The organism is Paenibacillus albicereus, from assembly GCF_012676905.1.
GTDB classification, from domain to species: Bacteria; Bacillota; Bacilli; order Paenibacillales; family Paenibacillaceae; genus Paenibacillus_O; species Paenibacillus_O albicereus.
In genome coordinates, this window is sequence record NZ_CP051428.1 from 4,148,547 (window position 1) to 4,164,473 (window position 15,927).

General features: G+C 64.0%; 13 protein-coding genes. 3 read left to right on the top strand and 10 right to left on the bottom strand.

Features of this window, described 5'->3' with window-relative positions:
* Positions 1-327: 327 nt before the first annotated feature.
* The 6 genes from HGI30_RS18745 to rocD form a co-directional block, all read right to left on the bottom strand.
* Positions 328-1,050: an amino acid ABC transporter ATP-binding protein gene (locus tag HGI30_RS18745; protein WP_168908944.1), complete on the bottom strand. Its 723-nt coding sequence runs from the start codon at positions 1,048-1,050 to the stop codon at positions 328-330.
* Positions 1,047-1,700, bottom strand: coding sequence for an amino acid ABC transporter permease (locus HGI30_RS18750; protein ID WP_328805166.1), 654 nt, complete (start codon positions 1,698-1,700; stop codon positions 1,047-1,049). The genes HGI30_RS18745 and HGI30_RS18750 overlap by 4 nt, the downstream gene beginning before the upstream one ends.
* 23 nt (positions 1,701-1,723) lie before the next feature.
* Positions 1,724-2,566: an ABC transporter substrate-binding protein gene (locus tag HGI30_RS18755; protein ID WP_168908945.1), complete on the bottom strand. Its 843-nt coding sequence runs from the start codon at positions 2,564-2,566 to the stop codon at positions 1,724-1,726.
* Between the two features lie 299 nt (positions 2,567-2,865).
* Complete coding sequence (locus HGI30_RS18760) at positions 2,866-7,293, bottom strand: M20/M25/M40 family metallo-hydrolase (RefSeq protein ID WP_168908946.1); 4,428 nt, start codon at positions 7,291-7,293, stop codon at positions 2,866-2,868.
* Between the two features lie 330 nt (positions 7,294-7,623).
* Positions 7,624-8,565, bottom strand: a complete 942-nt coding sequence (gene rocF / locus HGI30_RS18765) for an arginase (protein WP_168908947.1) — start codon at positions 8,563-8,565, stop codon at positions 7,624-7,626.
* A 90-nt stretch (positions 8,566-8,655) separates the two neighbouring features.
* Positions 8,656-9,855, bottom strand: coding sequence for an ornithine--oxo-acid transaminase (gene rocD, locus HGI30_RS18770; RefSeq protein ID WP_168908948.1), 1,200 nt, complete (start codon positions 9,853-9,855; stop codon positions 8,656-8,658).
* 514 nt (positions 9,856-10,369) lie between these two features.
* Between rocD and HGI30_RS18775 the strand changes: the two genes are divergently transcribed.
* On the top strand, positions 10,370-11,011 hold the full coding sequence (locus HGI30_RS18775; RefSeq protein WP_168908949.1) for a GntR family transcriptional regulator: 642 nt from the start codon (positions 10,370-10,372) through the stop codon (positions 11,009-11,011).
* 97 nt (positions 11,012-11,108) lie between these two features.
* Here the strand turns inward: HGI30_RS18775 and trhA are convergent, their stop codons facing one another.
* From trhA to HGI30_RS18795, 4 genes are all read right to left on the bottom strand, one after another.
* The gene (gene trhA / locus HGI30_RS18780) at positions 11,109-11,753 is read right to left on the bottom strand and encodes a PAQR family membrane homeostasis protein TrhA (protein WP_168908950.1); all 645 of its coding nucleotides are present in this window, start codon (positions 11,751-11,753) and stop codon (positions 11,109-11,111) included.
* Between the two features lie 93 nt (positions 11,754-11,846).
* Positions 11,847-12,188, bottom strand: coding sequence for a hypothetical protein (locus tag HGI30_RS18785; protein WP_168908951.1), 342 nt, complete (start codon positions 12,186-12,188; stop codon positions 11,847-11,849).
* Positions 12,185-12,925 carry a pirin family protein gene (locus HGI30_RS18790; protein ID WP_168908952.1) on the bottom strand — a complete coding sequence of 247 codons (741 nt, stop codon included), beginning with the start codon at positions 12,923-12,925 and terminating at the stop codon, positions 12,185-12,187. Before HGI30_RS18790 ends, HGI30_RS18785 begins: the two co-directional genes overlap by 4 nt.
* Positions 12,926-12,953: 28 nt before the next feature.
* Positions 12,954-13,679 (bottom strand): alpha/beta hydrolase family protein, encoded by a 726-nt coding sequence (locus tag HGI30_RS18795; RefSeq protein ID WP_168908953.1) that lies wholly within the window; start codon positions 13,677-13,679, stop codon positions 12,954-12,956.
* A 191-nt stretch (positions 13,680-13,870) separates the two neighbouring features.
* Between HGI30_RS18795 and HGI30_RS18800 the strand changes: the two genes are divergently transcribed.
* Both HGI30_RS18800 and HGI30_RS18805 read left to right on the top strand, forming a co-directional pair.
* The gene (locus HGI30_RS18800) at positions 13,871-15,217 is read left to right on the top strand and encodes a betaine/proline/choline family ABC transporter ATP-binding protein (RefSeq protein WP_168909970.1); all 1,347 of its coding nucleotides are present in this window, start codon (positions 13,871-13,873) and stop codon (positions 15,215-15,217) included.
* Complete coding sequence (locus HGI30_RS18805; RefSeq protein WP_168908954.1) at positions 15,217-15,879, top strand: ABC transporter permease; 663 nt, start codon at positions 15,217-15,219, stop codon at positions 15,877-15,879. Before HGI30_RS18800 ends, HGI30_RS18805 begins: the two co-directional genes overlap by 1 nt.
* The last annotated feature ends 48 nt before the right edge of the window (positions 15,880-15,927 follow it).

Genomic DNA, 15,927 nt, shown 5'->3' on the forward strand with positions numbered 1-15,927 from the left:
ATCCTACCTATTCCCCATACCCAAGGCGCATAACTGCCTTGAATCCATTGCATCCGGCTTATTCGTCCTGATCCAAGGCACATTTGTGCCCTGAATCTCTAACTACCGGCTAAAACAAAAAGTCCAAGGCACAAAAGTGCCTTGGACTCAAAAATCGCTGCCGGTTCTATACGGCCGCCTCGCGCCGCCGCCCCGGCCATCCGCACCATACCGGTGCCTCGCGCGGCCGCTCCGGCCATCCCGGTCCAGCTGCCTCCGACGCTTGCCGTGCGCATGCTCCGCGTCGTCGCTGCACGCCGGCTTCACCTCTGCCTCGTCCGTTGGACGCTACAGCACCTTGGACAGGAACTCCTTGGTCCGGGCATGCTGCGGGGCCGCCATGACTTCGCGCGGGTCCCCCTCTTCGACGATGTAGCCGCCGTCCATGAAGATCAGCCGGTCCGCGACCTCGCGCGCGAAGCCCATCTCGTGCGTGACGATAATCATCGTCATGCCGTTCTGCGCGAGCCGCTTCATGACGTCGAGCACCTCGCCGACCATCTCGGGGTCGAGCGCCGACGTCGGCTCGTCGAACAGCATCACCTCCGGCTGCATCGCCAGCGCCCGCGCGATCGCGATGCGCTGCTTCTGGCCGCCGGACAGGCTGTCGGGACGCGCGTCCCGCTTGTCCTCCAGGCCGACGGAGCGCAGCAGCTCCATCGCGATCTTCTCCGCCTCTTCCTTGCCCATCCCCTTGACTTTACGCGGGGTAATCGTCAGGTTGTCGAGCACGGACATATGAGGGAACAGGTTGAAATGCTGGAACACCATGCCCATCTTCTGGCGGATCCCGTTGAGCTCCTTCTGGGCCGCGGTCACGTCGCGGTCCTTGAACCGGATCGTGCCGCCGGTCGGCTCCTCGAGCCGGTTCAGGCAGCGCAGGAACGTGCTCTTGCCCGAGCCGCTCGGTCCGATCACGGCGACGACTTCGCCTTTCTGGATGCTGGCGTCGATGCCTTTGAGCACCTCATTGCTGCCGAATGACTTGCGCAATCCCTGGATCTCGATCATCGCTTGCCCAGCCTCCTCTCCAGCACGCCCAGCAGCTGCGAGAGCGTGAAGGTCATGATGAAGTAGACGCCTGCCGCTACGATGAGCGGCTCCAGCGGAATGAACGTGTTGCCCTGCACCGTGCGGGCGTTGTAGAGCAGCTCCGCGATGCCGATCGTCGAGACGAGCGAGGAGTCCTTGATGATGACGATCAGCTCGTTGCCGATCGCCGGCAGCATGTTGCGGAACGCCTGCGGCAGCACGATCAGGCGCATCGCCTGCGTGCGCGACATGCCGAGCGAGCGGGCCGCTTCCATCTGGCCCTTGTCGATCGCCTGGATGCCGGCGCGGAACACCTCCGCCATGTAGGCGGCGCTGTTGATCGTCAGCGCGACGACGCCGGATGCGAAGGCAGGCAGGTTGACGCCGAAGTTCGTCAGGCCGTAGTGGATGATGAGGATCTGCACGAGCATCGGCGTGCCGCGGATGATCTCGATGTAGGCGCTCGCCAGGAATCGGACGATCCAGATCCGCGACAGCCGCATGAGGGCGAAGCCGATGCCGAACAGCGTTCCGAGCAGCACGCCGAAGAACGACAGCTGCAGCGTCACCCATGCGCCGCTGATGAAGTACGAGCCGTACTCATCCAGAAAGGAAAAGTTCAAGTTCATCTATAGAACGCTCCGTCCGTCGTTTATTCGCCGACGAGCTCGTTCGCTTCCACGACGAAGCGGTCGATGTCGCCGTTCGCCTGCAGGCGGTCGATCGTCTTGTTCACGGCGTCCAGCAGCTTCTGGTTGCCCTTCTTGATCGCGATCGCCGAGCCGGCTTCTTCTTCCGACTGCTCGATCTTGACGTTCGCCAGCGCGATGCTGTCCTGCGTCTTGACGTATTGGTCCGCGACCGGCTTCTCCACGATCAGCGCGTCCACGCGTCCGCTAGTCAGCTCCAGGATCAGCTCCGGAATCTTCGCCAGCGACGTCAGCTTCGCGCCTTCGACTTCCTTGGCGATGCCTTCCTGGATCGAGCCCTTCTGCACGCCGATCTTCTTGCCTTTCAGGTCGTCGAGGGAGCCGTAGCTGCCTTCCTCGCCCTTCTTCACGATGACGCCTTGCTCCGCTTTATAGTAGATCTTGGAGAAGTCGACGTTCTGCTTGCGCTCCTCGGTCGGCGTCATCCCGGAGATGACGAGGTCGACCTTGCCGCCGTTCAGCGCCAGCAGCAGACCGTCGAAGTCCGAGTCGCTGATTTCCAGCTCGGCGCCGAGATCCTTGGCGATCTCCTTGGCGATCTCGATGTCGAAGCCGACGATCTGGTCCTTGCCGTCGATCTTCTTGTGGAATTCATAGGGCGCGTAGTCCGCGCTCGTGCCCAGCACGAGCTTGTCCATCTGCAGTCCGCCCGGCGCTGCCGATGCCCCTGCCGTCGGCGCCGGGGATGACGTCGCTCCCGCTCCGCCCTCGTTCGTCGTCGCCTTCTGTCCGCATGCCGTCAGCAGCAGCGCTGCGGCGATCGTCACCGTCCATACCTTTTTCATTGGCTCTATCTCCCCTGCTTAATAAGTTGTGATGAATTATGCATGAAAAGTAATATTTAATTACCGGAAGCCAGTATAACATTGGAGGACTTCCAGCACAACCGCCGAGCATAAATAGGCAATTAACCTAACATTATTACCCAATATAATCGGTTTTATTCACGAATAAACCATAATTCAAGCGGAAATGAGGCTTTATTGCATCAACGCAATGCCGCTACGCCTCCGCCGCCTCGAAGCAGCAAGAAAGAACTGCCCGCGGGCAGTCCTTTCCATGCATGCGCTGCACGAGGATTCGATCAGGATACCGCCAGCAGACGGCTGACGATGACCGCCGCCTGAGCGCGGTTCGCGTCGCCCTTGGGCGTGAACTTGCCGTCGCCGGTGCCGAGGATGATGCCGCTGCTTGCCAGAAGCGCGACGGCATCCTTGGCATAGCTGCCGATCTTGCCCTTGTCGGAGAATCCGGCAAGCGCTGCGGCGGTGTCCGGAGCGGCTGGCTGCGACGCGCGCTTCCAGACGTTCGCGGCCATGATCGCCATCTCCTCGCGGGTGACGGCGCGGGTCGGCTCGAAGGTGCCGGAGCCGGTGCCCTGCACGATGCCGGCTGCGACTGCGCTGGATACCGCCTCGCTGTACCAGGCTCCCGCCGGCACGTCGCTGAAGCGGGACGCGCCGCTTGCTGCAGGCAGCTCGTAAGCGCGCGTCAGCATCGTCAGGAACTCGGCGCGGGTCAGCGTCTTTTTCGGTCCGAACGTCGTCTCCGTCAGGCCTTTCAGGATGCCCTTGGCCGCCAGCTCCTGAATCGCCGCTCCCGCCCAGCCCAGCACCGGACCGAGATCCTTGAAGTCCGGCACGACGATCGGGGTCGGCGTCGGGCTAGGGCTTGGCGTAGGCGTAGGCTCTGCCGACGGGATCGGGCTCGGCGTAGGCGTCGGCACGACGACCGGAGGAACCGAGCCGCCGCCGTTGCCGCCGGACGCGCCTGCATCCGCGAACTCGGCCTTCGTCGCTGCGTTGTAGATCGCATTGGCCAGCAGGCGGTACTGCGCCTGCGGATGCGCCTTGTTCGTCAGCTCGTTGGCGAATGCCGTCACGTACGTCAGATCCTTGCGGTACGTGAAGCCGATCGTCTGGCCTTGGACCGCGTCATGGCCCGGCCACCAGCCGGCGATGAAGAAGTCTGGAGCCCCGCTTGCCTTGGCGACGACGGTCGCGCCGCTCGGCACGCTCGTCACGAACGTCCCGGACTGCGTGTACAGATAATCGTCCGCTTCGTAAGGAGCGCCGATGACGCTGTCCTGGCTGATCGTCGCTTTGAACAGGCCTTCATGCGTGCTGCCCGTCGTCTTGAAGTCGAAGCCCGGCAGCAGACCGGACGTTTTCAGCGTGCCCATCGCCGCGCGGCCATAGCCGACGAACGGCTTGCCCGCTTCGACGAGCGTCTTGTTCCACGTATTGACGAGCACGTCGCTCGCGGCGGCGTCCGTCGTCACGTTGAAGCCGAGATCCTTGAGCGCGAAGGCCGGCACGCCGGAAGCGGCGACCTTCACCGCCGGCAGCGCCTTGCCGTACACCGCGCCGCCCGGGTAGCGGACGGCTTGCAGCGAGTACTTGGCGAGCAGCGGCTTCAAGCTGTCGTAGGAGACGAGGTAGTCGCCCTTCTCGTAGCCCGAGCCGCCGGCCGTCAGCAGCGTGACGGACTTGCCGGCCGCCGTCAGCTCGTTCACCGCGCGGATCGCGTCGTTGTTCGTGCTGCGGATGACATAGGCGTCGCCGCTTCCCGTCAGGGAGCTGGACGGCTTGGCCGCCTTGGCCACGCGCTCGGCAGCGCCTGCGAATGCGCCTTTGTCGTACACGGCATAGCGGTCGAATCCTCTCATATAAGAGAAGCTCTGCACGATGTCCGCGTACATCTCGCCGAAGTCGGACACGTCGATGCCGTCGTACAGTACCAGGTTCGCGAAGCTGCGCTTGGCCTGATTCATCGGCACGATGTACGTGCCGGCCGGGTACAGCTCGCCGCCGGCCAGGACCGGACGGGTCGTGCGCTCGACCTTGACGCCGTTCCGGATGAGGTAGTCCGCCATGTTGGCCGCTTCAAGCGCGTTCTTTTGCAGCGATGCGTCTACAGGAAGAACATAGAAGTCCGGGAAGAAGCTCTTGCCTTCCGGACGCGGACGTCCGATCGGCTCGTACTCGGCGTTGACGAGGTATTTGTCGACGTTCGGGCTGTCGACGTTGTCCACGCCGCGCTTGTACACCTCCAGCTGGTTCAGGAACAGCTTTTCCTTGTTGTTCACGACGTAGTCGGTCGAGGCGAGCAGCGTGTAGAGCAGCGCCGTCGTCGACTCCTCGTTGAGCTCCGGAATCTCGATCGTATGGCCGAGCGCTCCGTGGTGCATCGCGTAGACCGCCGTGTAGGCCGGGGAAGCGTCGTCCCATCCGGTCGCGTTCGCGATCACCTCGCCCTCCTTGCCTTCGGCCAGCTTCTTGGCTTCGAGATAAGGAATGTGGTACTCGTCATAGTAGGTGTTGGCGATCGCCGCGCGGCCCATCGCGTTCGCCTGGTCGACCATGTTGTCGATGAGCAGGTCGTAGTCGATGTTCGGATCATGCGGCGGCGTGCACGGCTCGATCAGGAACTCGCCTACGAACCCATGCAGGTCCAGGAACGACAGCGGCGACCACTTCGCGATCTCGCTGGCCACGATCTGCGTCTCCGGCTGCGTCTGGTACGAGTTGTCGCGGTTCAGGTCGAAGCCGTTGGCGTTGGCGCGGGTGTTCAGGAAGCGCCCGTCCGGGTTCTGGGTGAAGTTCATCAGGAAAATGACGTTGTCGAGCGCGTCCGCGATGTCGATCGTCACCTGCTGCTTCTGTCCGGCCGCGTCGGTCGTCTCGTACGAGATCGTGTCCTTCTTCGTCATCTCCTCGAAGAAGTTCAGGATCGCGTCGACGCCCGGCGCCTCGTCCGGATGGATGTTGTTGATCCAGATCGGCACCTTGTAGCCGGTCAGCTGGCCGCTGCGGATCTTCGCCTGCAGCGCGGCCGGATCGTCCATCATGAGCGGCAGCGTCTCGTTCACGTACTGGTCGACGGACGCCTTGTCCTTGGCCAGCACGGTGAAGGTGATGTCGCGGCCCTGCACGGACTTGCCGAGCACCTCCGTCTCGATGTAGCGGCCCGGCTTGGACTCGGCCGTGATGCGGTCGACCTCCGGCCGGATCTCGTCGTACGTGCGGTACGTATCGTAGACGTTCAGCTTGATCGGGGCGGACGCGAGGCGCAGGCCGTTCTTGCTCTTGATGGCCAGCTCATGCGTGCCCAGCAGGCTCGGGTAGTCGCGGCGCAGCACGGACGGCGAGACGTTCAGCTGCGCGTACGGCTGGTTGCTGACCTTGTAGGCCTGGTCGAATACGACCGTCGCCGTCACTTTGCCGCTTGCCACGACCGGCTTGTCCTTCAGATAAATGAAGGCATTGCTCGTCGGCTTGGCGCTGGCGTCGCGCTGCTTCCAGTCGGACAGCGGCTTGCCGCCGAAGCTCCAATTCAAGTAGGTATCATCGGCCACGGTGTAGCCCGTCGGCAGGTCGAACTCGACCGCGATCTCGCGCTTTTGCGTCAACGAAGCCTTGTCGCTGCTCGTCGTCAGCTGGGCGCCCGGCTCCTTGATTTCCCGGAGCAGCTGCGTCAGGACGCCGGCGAACGTGCTCAGACGCTCCTCGATGCGGCCTGGATAGTTCGCATTCAGATCGTCCAGCGTATCCTTGCCGGTATGCCAGATCGCTCCGTCCTGCACCGTCTGGGTGTAGCCGTCCTTGTCGCCGAGGCTCCAGTTGGTCGCTTCCAGGTAGCCGTACGGAATGCCGGCGGCTTTGAACGGCGCATGGTCGCTCCAGTCGCCCGTCGTTCCGGCTGGATACTCAGGGTTGTCGCCCGGCTGCGTCTGCACGTTCAGATTCAGCCGCTGCGAGATGGCGAGCGCCTGCTCGCGGACGAAGCCGAACTCTCCGGCATTGCCGTAGACGTACATGTTGTCGCCGGCGGCGAGGCTGTCGAGGTTGATCATCGCGACCGTGTTCGCCTTTTCCTCCGCCGTCATCGCGGCGACGTAGGCTTTGGAGCCCTGCAGGCCGTTTTCTTCCGAGCCGAAGGCGACGAACTTGATCGTGTAAGGAAGATCCTGCTGTTGCGATACCGCTTTAGCGGATTCCAGCATGACGGCGACGCCGGAGGCATTGTCATCCGCTCCCTTGCTCGGCGCGTTCACGCTGTCATAGTGAGCGCCCACAATGACGGTGCGCGGCGACTTGCCGTGCTTGACGGCGACGACGTTGCTCGACTTGCCTTGACTTGTTTTCGTCGTATACGTGAACTCCGTCACCGTAGGGCTGTAGCCCATGTCCTCGAATTGCAGCCGGATGTAGTCCCGAGCCGCCTGCTCCTGGACCGAGCCCGCCGGCCGGGTGCCGATCGTGCCTGCCAGATGATTCAGATGCACATAAGCGTCGTAGCCGGCTTGCCCCGGCTGCAGCGACGTGCCTGCCAGCACGTTGAATGGGACGACGGCTGCCGGCTCCTGTACGGCTGCGGCTGCCGCTTCCTTGGCGTAAGCCCTCGTAGACCATCCAGCCGGCGACACCAGCGTGCCTGCGACGGACAGCGCGACGACCGCCGCCAGGAACGGCTTCTTCGCCTTTTTGCTGCGCTTCTGTTCGACCACCATTCATTCCTCCCCGAATGAAATCTCTCTTCTTCCCCATGCTTCGTCGACTCTATGTATACAATATTCATAACATTGTATATTGTATGGGAGAGATTATAACACCCGGTTCGGTTTCTGCCCAGCCTTTTTTGAATGAAACAGCGAAAAACCGCGAAACGACGCGAATCGGAGCCGTTCTGCATCTTTATCCATCGATTCCGAAACCAAACAAAACCGAACGAATGATTATGCATGCGAAACGAAACCTGCTTGCCCTTCGCTATCTTCCAGGGAGAAAAAAAGACAGTCCCCAGCTTCAAGCGCCTCGCTTGGGGACTGCCTTAAAACAACCTACAGAATCCGCTTGCCGAGCAGCGACGCAGCCAGCTCGACGGCCAGGCGCGACGTGCGGCGGCTCGGATCGAGCAGCGGGTTCACCTCGACCAGCTCCAGCGACGTGGCGAGGCCGCTCTCGGCCAGCAGCTCCATCGCGTAGTGCGCCTCGCGATAGTTCAGGCCGCCCGGCACCGGCGTGCCGACGCCGCAGGCTTCGAGCGGATCGAGCACGTCGAGGTCGAAGCTGACGTGCACGCCGTCCGTGCCGTCGCCGGCGATGGCGATCGCCTGCTCCATGACGGCGTGGATGCCCATGCGGTCGATCTCATGCATCGTGAAGCAGCGGATGCCCTCCGCGCGGATGTACTCCCGCTCGCCCGGATCGAGGTCGCGGGCGCCGATGATGACGACATTCTCCTTGCGGATGAACGGTCCTGCGCCGGGAATGTCCGCCAGCGTGAAGCTGCCGCGTCCGATCGCGGCGGCCAGCGCCATGCCGTGGATGTTGCCGGAAGGCGTCGTATCCTCCGTGTTGAGGTCGCCGTGCGCGTCGAACCAGATGAGGCCGAGATTGCCCCGATGTCCCGTCAGTCCGGCCAGCGTGCCGATCGCGATGCTGTGGTCGCCGCCCAGAACGAGCGGGAACCGCCCGCCCGCAGCGGCCCGGTGCACCTGCTCGCCCAGCAGGCCGGCCATCTCCTTCACTTCGGCCAGATATTTCATCTTGGTGCCGGAGGCGGCCGGCTCGGCGGCGAGCCGCGGCACGTCGACGACGATCTCCTCCGCCAGCTCGAGGCCCATATGCATCAGCTGGCGCTTCATGCCCGCTTCGACGATGCTCTCCGGGCCGAGCTCGGCGCCCGCCCTTCCTCCTCCGAGCCAGAACGGAGCATGGATCAGCTGGATCTTTTTCGCCGCTTCCGGGCGGCTCAGGAACGATTCGGCATAGCTGAACATATCGGACTTCCCCTTTATCGATAGGATGGGAATGGCTGCAACCTCGTGTTCCGTTCCATTCGCTTCAGTTGCTTCGTTCGACCCGACCCTTCACTCGCCGTCGCCGACGAGCACGAGCCGCAGGCGCTCCAGCGCCCATTCGAGCTCCTCCTCCGTGATCGTCAGCGGCGGAGCCAGGCGGATCGTGTTCTCATGCGTCTCCTTGCACAGCAGACCGAGCTGCATGAGCTGCTCGCAGTACGGACGCGCCGGCCCGTGCAGCTCGATGCCGATGAACAGGCCGCTGCCGCGAATCTCCTTGACCGCAGGGCTGCCCATCGCGCGCAGCCGCTCCATGACGAGGCCGCCTAGACGGAGCGAACGGCCGGCCAGATCCTCTTCCTCCAGCACGTCAAGCGCGGCCGCAGCAACGGCGCAGGCGAGCGGATTGCCGCCGAACGTCGAGCCATGCGAGCCGGGCTCGAACAGCCCGAGCACCTCGTCGCTCGACGCGACGGCCGAGATCGGCAGGATGCCGCCGCCGAGCGCTTTGCCCATGATGTACAGATCCGGCACGACGCCTTCGCGGTCGCAGGCGAACGGATAGCCCGTACGGCCGAAGCCGGTCTGGATCTCGTCCGCGGCCATCAGCACGCGGTGGCGGTCGCACAGCTCGCGGATGCCTTGCAGATAGCCGTCCGGAGGAAGCACGATGCCGGCTTCGCCCTGGATCGGCTCGACGAGGATCGCCGCCGTATGCGGCGTGATCGCCGCTTCCATCGCCGCCAGATCGCCGTACGGAACGATCGTGAAGCCCGGCAGGAACGGGCCGAAGCCGCTCTTGTACTCCTCATGCGACGAGAACGAGGTGATGGCGATCGTGCGCCCGTGGAAGTTGCCGCTGCAGACGATGATGTCCGCGAGGCCTTCGGGGACGCCCTTGACGCGGTACGCCCAGCGGCGGACCGCCTTGAGCGCCGTCTCCACCGCCTCCGCTCCCGTATTCATGGCGATGAGGCGGCTTTTGCCCGTATAGCGGGCCAGCTTCTCGTAGAAATCGCCGGCGGCGGTGCTGTGGAACGCGCGCGAGGTGAGCGTCACCTTATCGGCCTGCTCCTTGAGGGCGGCGACGAGCTTCGGATGGCGATGGCCGTGGTTGAGCGCGGAGTAGGCGCTCAGGAAGTCCATGTACGTCTTGCCCTCCGGGCTTTTCACCCATACGCCTTGCGCTTCTTCGATCACGACCGGCAGCGGATGATAATTGCGCGCCGCATACCTCTCGGAAAGTTCAATCGTGCGAGTCGAGTTCATAAATCCTCTCCCGTCTGCATCAATATGCATATTGTATTTTGTATACAAATCATTCGGGTAAAAAACCCGGATGCCTCAGCATCCAGGCGATACGACGGCTTTCTTTCCTTGCCCCTTGCCGGAAGACCCTCTGCTTCCTTCAAGCAGAAGCGTTGCTGCTCTATCCTATTCGCGCCAAGCCTGTCCGATTCCTGCCTCCGCCGGAACAGGCGGTCGTCCAAGCTGCCGGTTCGTCGGCGGCCTCCTCATTATGTATACAATATTCAAATTCGCTCAAAAAAAGAGAGCATCATGGAAGAGATCATAACATAGGATCGGAGAACCATCAACGGAATTTTCAGACGTTTCGGACAGCAGCCTCGAACCGCCGCCTTTTATTTCCATTTCGGGACCGAAAGAAGCTTGATGAGGCCGGAAGGCAGTGATATGATGGCGATAGATCATTTGTATACATTATATTGCATAACCATACATAGCAGGATGATCGCCATTACGCCGCAAAGGAGTCTTCGGCATGCAGCTCAAATATCAGTCGTTGAAGGACCATGTCTATGAATATATCGCCCAGCGCATCCAGGACGGCAGCCTGCAGCCCGGCTCCAAGATCAACGAGGCGGAAATCTGCAAGCGGCTCGACATCAGCCGCACGCCGACGCGCGAAGCGCTGTTCCAGCTGTCGTCCGACAACCTGCTCGACTACTTGCCGCGACGCGGCTTCACCGTCAAGGCATTCGACCGCAAGAAGAAGGAGGACTACTCCCTCCTGCTCGGCACGCTCGACGCGCTGGCCGCCTCGCTCGCCTGCGACCGGCTGGAGGAGCGCGACTGGCGGCAGCTCGACCGGCTCGTCGAGGCGATCGAGGACGATCTGGACGCGCATGACTTCGGGGGCTACTACGCTCGCCAAGCCGAATTCCACGACTGCTATCAAGCGCGCTGCGGCAACTCGCTGCTCGTCGACAGCCTCCACTCGCTCAAGAACGGATTCATGCGCCAGAGCTACGCGAGCGACGACAAGGAGCGGCTCGCCTCGCTGCTCCGCCAGGTGAACGCCGAGCACCGGCTGATCGCGCAGCTGTTCCGCGAGCGCGACAAGCTCCGGCTGGAGCAGGCGATCAAGCATCATTGGCGGATCATCGACTTCGATATGATCTGATCTTTTTCCAACCGGCAGCATCAAAAAAAAGCCCGCCCTATCGCGCTTGGACCAAGGGGGTCCGAAGCGCCGAGAGGGCGGGCTTGCTGCATCCGTCTCAGCGGGGAAGCACATACAGCAGGATGGTGAAGAAATGCGCGATCGACCCCGCCAGCACGAACAGATGCCAGACGGCGTGATGGTAAGGGAAGCTGCGCCAGACGTAGAACACCGTGCCGAATGTGTACAGCAGGCCGCCGGCGATCAGCAGCGCCAATCCCGCCGGAGCGAGGCTGGCGGTGAGGGGCCCCCAGGCGAAGACGACGATCCAGCCCATCAGGATGTACAGCAGCGTCGACGTGAACAGGAAGCGCTTGGTGAAGTACGCCTTGAACACGACGCCGGCGACGGCGATTCCCCAGACGACGCCGAACAGCGTCCAGCCGAGCGATCCGCCGATCGTATGCAGCACGAGCGGCGTGTACGTGCCGGCGATGAACACGTAGATGAACGAATGGTCGAGCACCTCGAGGATGTCCTTCATCCGTCCGTCGCGGAAGCTGTGCACGAGCGTCGACGCCGTGTACAGCAGCAGCATCGCCGTGCCGTAGATGGTGAAGCTGACGACATGCATCGCCGTGCCTTTCCACGAGGCGAAGACGATGAGCAGCACGAGCGCCGCGATGCTGAGCGCCGTGCCGATGCCGTGGGTGACCGCGTTCGCGACCTCCTCGCGGCGGGTGTACGTATGCGTGTTGGCCATGGGGCCCCTCCTTTCCGGTCTGCTCCATCCTATGGCGCTTGGGCCTGGGCGGTTCCGGCATCGCTCCTTAGACGAGCGGCTCGTCCTTAAAGTCTACACCTGCTCGTTGGAATACGCCACCCTGGCGTTCACCTCGAAGATCGCCTCGCCCGTCGCCGGGTCGTACTGGTAGGCGGGCTCGTCCAGATCGTACAGCCAGTACTTGCGGACGCGCTCCTCGCCGCCGTCCGTCTCCGTGATGAAGTGGAAGAAGTTCAGCTGGCCGACGTTCGCTCCGATGTAGTCGGCCTCGCGCGGCGTCAGCGCGCTGACGGTGATGATCCAGCCGCGGCCGCCCTCCTCGACATGCGCGGTGAGCTTGTGCTCGGCCGTGTCGATGAGCGTCCGTCCGATGACGAGCTTGATGAGCAGCTTCTCGCTGCGCTTTTGGCTCATGCGTCCTCTCCTCCGCCGGCCGGCGAGCCTGCGCCCATGTCGATCAGCAGCAGCCTCGTTCCGCCCGCGCCGCCCTTCAAAGAAAGCTTCGACAGGCCGTCCGCGCGCAGCGCGTCGCCCTTGGCGAGCGCTCCGATGCCCGCGACCTCCGCCTCGCCGTCGATGGCGAACAGATGCAGCAGCCGCTCCTCGCGCGTGAAATGCTCCGCCTCCATCCCCTCGTCCAGCACGGTCAGATAGATCGTGACGTCCTGATGGATGCCGGCCGCGCCGGGCCCCGCCGCATCGCGGGAGACGATCGGCAGCAGCTGGCCGCGCGCCGACCGAGGATCGAAGACGCTCGTCTCGTAGGACGGCTCGAGCCGCCGCGTCTGCGGCATGATCCAAATCTGCAGCAGATGGACCGGCTCCTCCGGATCGGGATTGACCTCGGAATGGACGATGCCGGTGCCCGCCGTCATGCGCTGCACCCCTCCGTAGGTCGTGACGGCGGTATTCCCCGCGCTGTCCTCATGCTTGAGACGTCCGCTCAGGACGATGGAGACGATCTCCATCTCCCGATGCGGATGCGCGCCGAAGCCTCTGCCCCCGGCGATGACGTCCTCGTTGAACACGCACAGCGGTCCGAAGCTGCGGTTCGCCTCGTCGTAGTACTCCCCGAAGCTGAAGCTGAAGCTGCTCTTCAGCCAGTCGCTCTCGCGGTGATTCCGGTCCTCGTTGCGGATGATGGCCTGCATAGAGATTCCCCTTCCCTTTTTGTATCAGCTAACCATTTATAAGTGTAGGGGATGAGTAGCCCGCTTTCAACCAGGAAAAGATCGCGTCGACCGTCTTTTCGAGGTTGCTGCGCGAGCTGCCGTCCACGTACGGGAGCTGATGCCGGAAATAGTTCGTATGGCCGCCGATGACCGCCAGCCCCTCGACATGGCCGGGCGCATGGCGGGTGCGGCTCCACTGCGGCACCCGTCCCGGATCGCCCCGCCAGCCGCCCCAGCCGCCGATGCGGGTGATCGGATCGTCCGGCTTGCCGGACGGGCCGGCGGCGTAGAAATAAGCGACCGAAGGCCGCAGCGCGTCGTCGATCGGCGTCTTGGGCGAGCCGACCTGGGCGACGCGCAGCAGCCCGGCGTCCATGCCGCGCTGATGAAGCAGGCGGGCGGCCTGATAGGCGGCCACGCCTCCTCCGCTGTGCCCGATGAACAGGATCGGGCCCTCTCCTCCATAGGTGCGCTCGATATCCCGCAGCATGGAGCGCCCGCCGATCCGCGACGGCAGCACTCGCCGGGCCAGATCGGAGCGCACCTCCCACACCTGCCTCCACATGCTCCGCGAATAATCGCCGTAAGGGAACAGCGTCTCGAATACGGCCTCCGTGCCGCACAGGCCGAGCAGCCGCTCGAGGCGGCGCCGGCATTCGTAGAAGGTGGACGGATACGTCGCGACGCCCGCGACATGGTACACCGTCATCTTCGGCGGAAGCTGCTGCTCCATCCTCCGTCCCCCCTTTTTTCCGATGGCTGAATTGTAGCATGTTCCGAATCCTCGGCGCCAATCCGGCCGGCGACGGGCAGCGACCTCAGACCGGCAGGGAACGGACGGATGAAGCTCCAGCATCAGGAACATACTTTACCCATCGCATGCGCGGCTTGAAGCCGCATACGGAGGTGAAGCGGGAGATGACGATGATCCAGATCCGCGACGTGAACAAAACCTATGACGACGGCTTCCATGCCCTCAAGAACATCAACCTCGACTTCCGCAAAGGCGAGATGACCGTGCTCATCGGTCCGAGCGGCTGCGGCAAGTCGACGACGATGCGGCTCGTCAACCGGCTCGTCTCGCCGACGAGCGGCTCGATCGAGATCGGCGGCCGCGACATCCGCTCGATCGACCCGGTCGAGCTGCGGCGCAGCATCGGCTATGTCATCCAGAGCGTCGGCCTGTTCCCCCATATGACGATCGGACGCAACGTCGCCGTCGTGCCGAGGCTGAAGCGCTGGGACGCGGACAAGACGGCCCGGCGCGTCGACGAGCTGCTCGACATGGTCGGGCTGAAGCCCGACCTGTACCGCGACCGCTATCCGTCGGAGCTGAGCGGCGGGCAGCAGCAGCGGGTCGGCGTCGTGCGCGCGCTGGCCGCCGATCCCGACATCATCCTGATGGACGAGCCGTTCAGCGCGCTCGATCCGCTCAGCCGCGAGCAGCTCCAGGAGGACGTGGCGCGGCTGCAGCAGGAGCTGCACAAGACGATCGTGTTCGTCACCCACGACATGGACGAGGCGCTCAAGATCGCCGACCGGATCGTGCTCATGAAGGACGGCGAGGTCGTGCAGAGCGACACGCCGGACCGCATCCTGCGGCGGCCGGCGAACGACTTCGTGCGCACGTTCATCGGGCAGAAAAGGCTCGAGACGAGCGGCGGGCCGGACGAGGCGCGGGAGCGCGAGGCCGGTCCGGACCTCGGCGGCTTCGTCATCGGAGGCGCGCCGACGGTGAACGACGTCATGGTGACGCAGCCGGCCGTCACCTATCCGGGACGCGGCCTCGCCGAGGCGATCACGACGATGGAGCGGCGCAAGGTCGACTCGCTCTACGTCGTCGACCGCCAGCGCAAGCTGCTCGGCAGCGTGTCCATCTACAACGTGATGGACAGCTACGGCGACGAGGACAAGACGGTCGCCGACGTCATGATGCCGGCGCGCTACTCCGTCACGTCGGGCACGCCGCTGACGCAGGCGGTCGAGCTGCTGGCGAGCCACCGGCTGCACAACGTGGCCGTCGTCGACGAGGGCGGCCGCTTCATCGGCCTCATCACGCGCGGCAGCGTCGTGCGCCATCTGGCGGAGAAGCTGCCGATGCTGGAGGCGGATGGCAGCGGCAGCGCACGCCCCGGGACGCCGGATGCAAGTCCGAGCGGTCGAGCTCAGGATGCAAGCGCGGGCGGCCCGACGCCGGAGGACGGCGCGCGCGGCCTGGCGTCGGATGCAAGCGCGGCCGGCCCGGCGACGGGCATAGAGGAGGAGCGCTGATGCTCCTCGACTTCTTCCGCTTCCTCGGCGAGCGGCTGCCGGACATCCTGCTCGCGCTGCGCGAGCATCTGACGCTGTCGCTGCTCGCCGTGCTCATCGGCTCGGCGATCTCCCTGCCGCTCGGCGTGCTGCTCGTCTACAGCCGGATCGGCTGGCTGAACAGCGCCGTCTTTTTCGTCGCGAACCTGCTGCAGACGATCCCGAGCCTCGCGCTGCTCGCTATCCTCATCCCGCTGCTGGGCATCGGGATGCGGCCGGCGGTGCTCGCCCTGCTGCTCTACTCGATCATGCCGGTGCTGCGCAACACGTACGAGGGGTTCCGCTCCGTCGACCCGCATGTGCTGGAGGCGGCGCGGGGCCTCGGCTACTCCGCCGCCCAGCGGCTGCTGCGGGTGCAGCTGCCGCTGGCCCTGCCGTACCTCATGTCGGGCATCCGGCTGACGACGGTGTACATCATCAGCTGGGCGACGCTGGCGACGCTCGTCGGCGCGGGCGGCCTCGGCCAGCTGATCGTCTCCGGCATGGGCGTCAACCAGCCGTACCTGATCGTCGCCGGCGCGCTCGGCGCGATCCTGCTGGCGCTCGTCGCCGACCTGCTGCTCGGCTGGATTGAGTCGGCGCTCGGCCGGCGCTTCGGCCTGAGGGGAGGCGCGGCGGCATGAGGATCGCATGGCGAGACCGAGGCAAGCTCGGCGACAGGAGGATCGCAT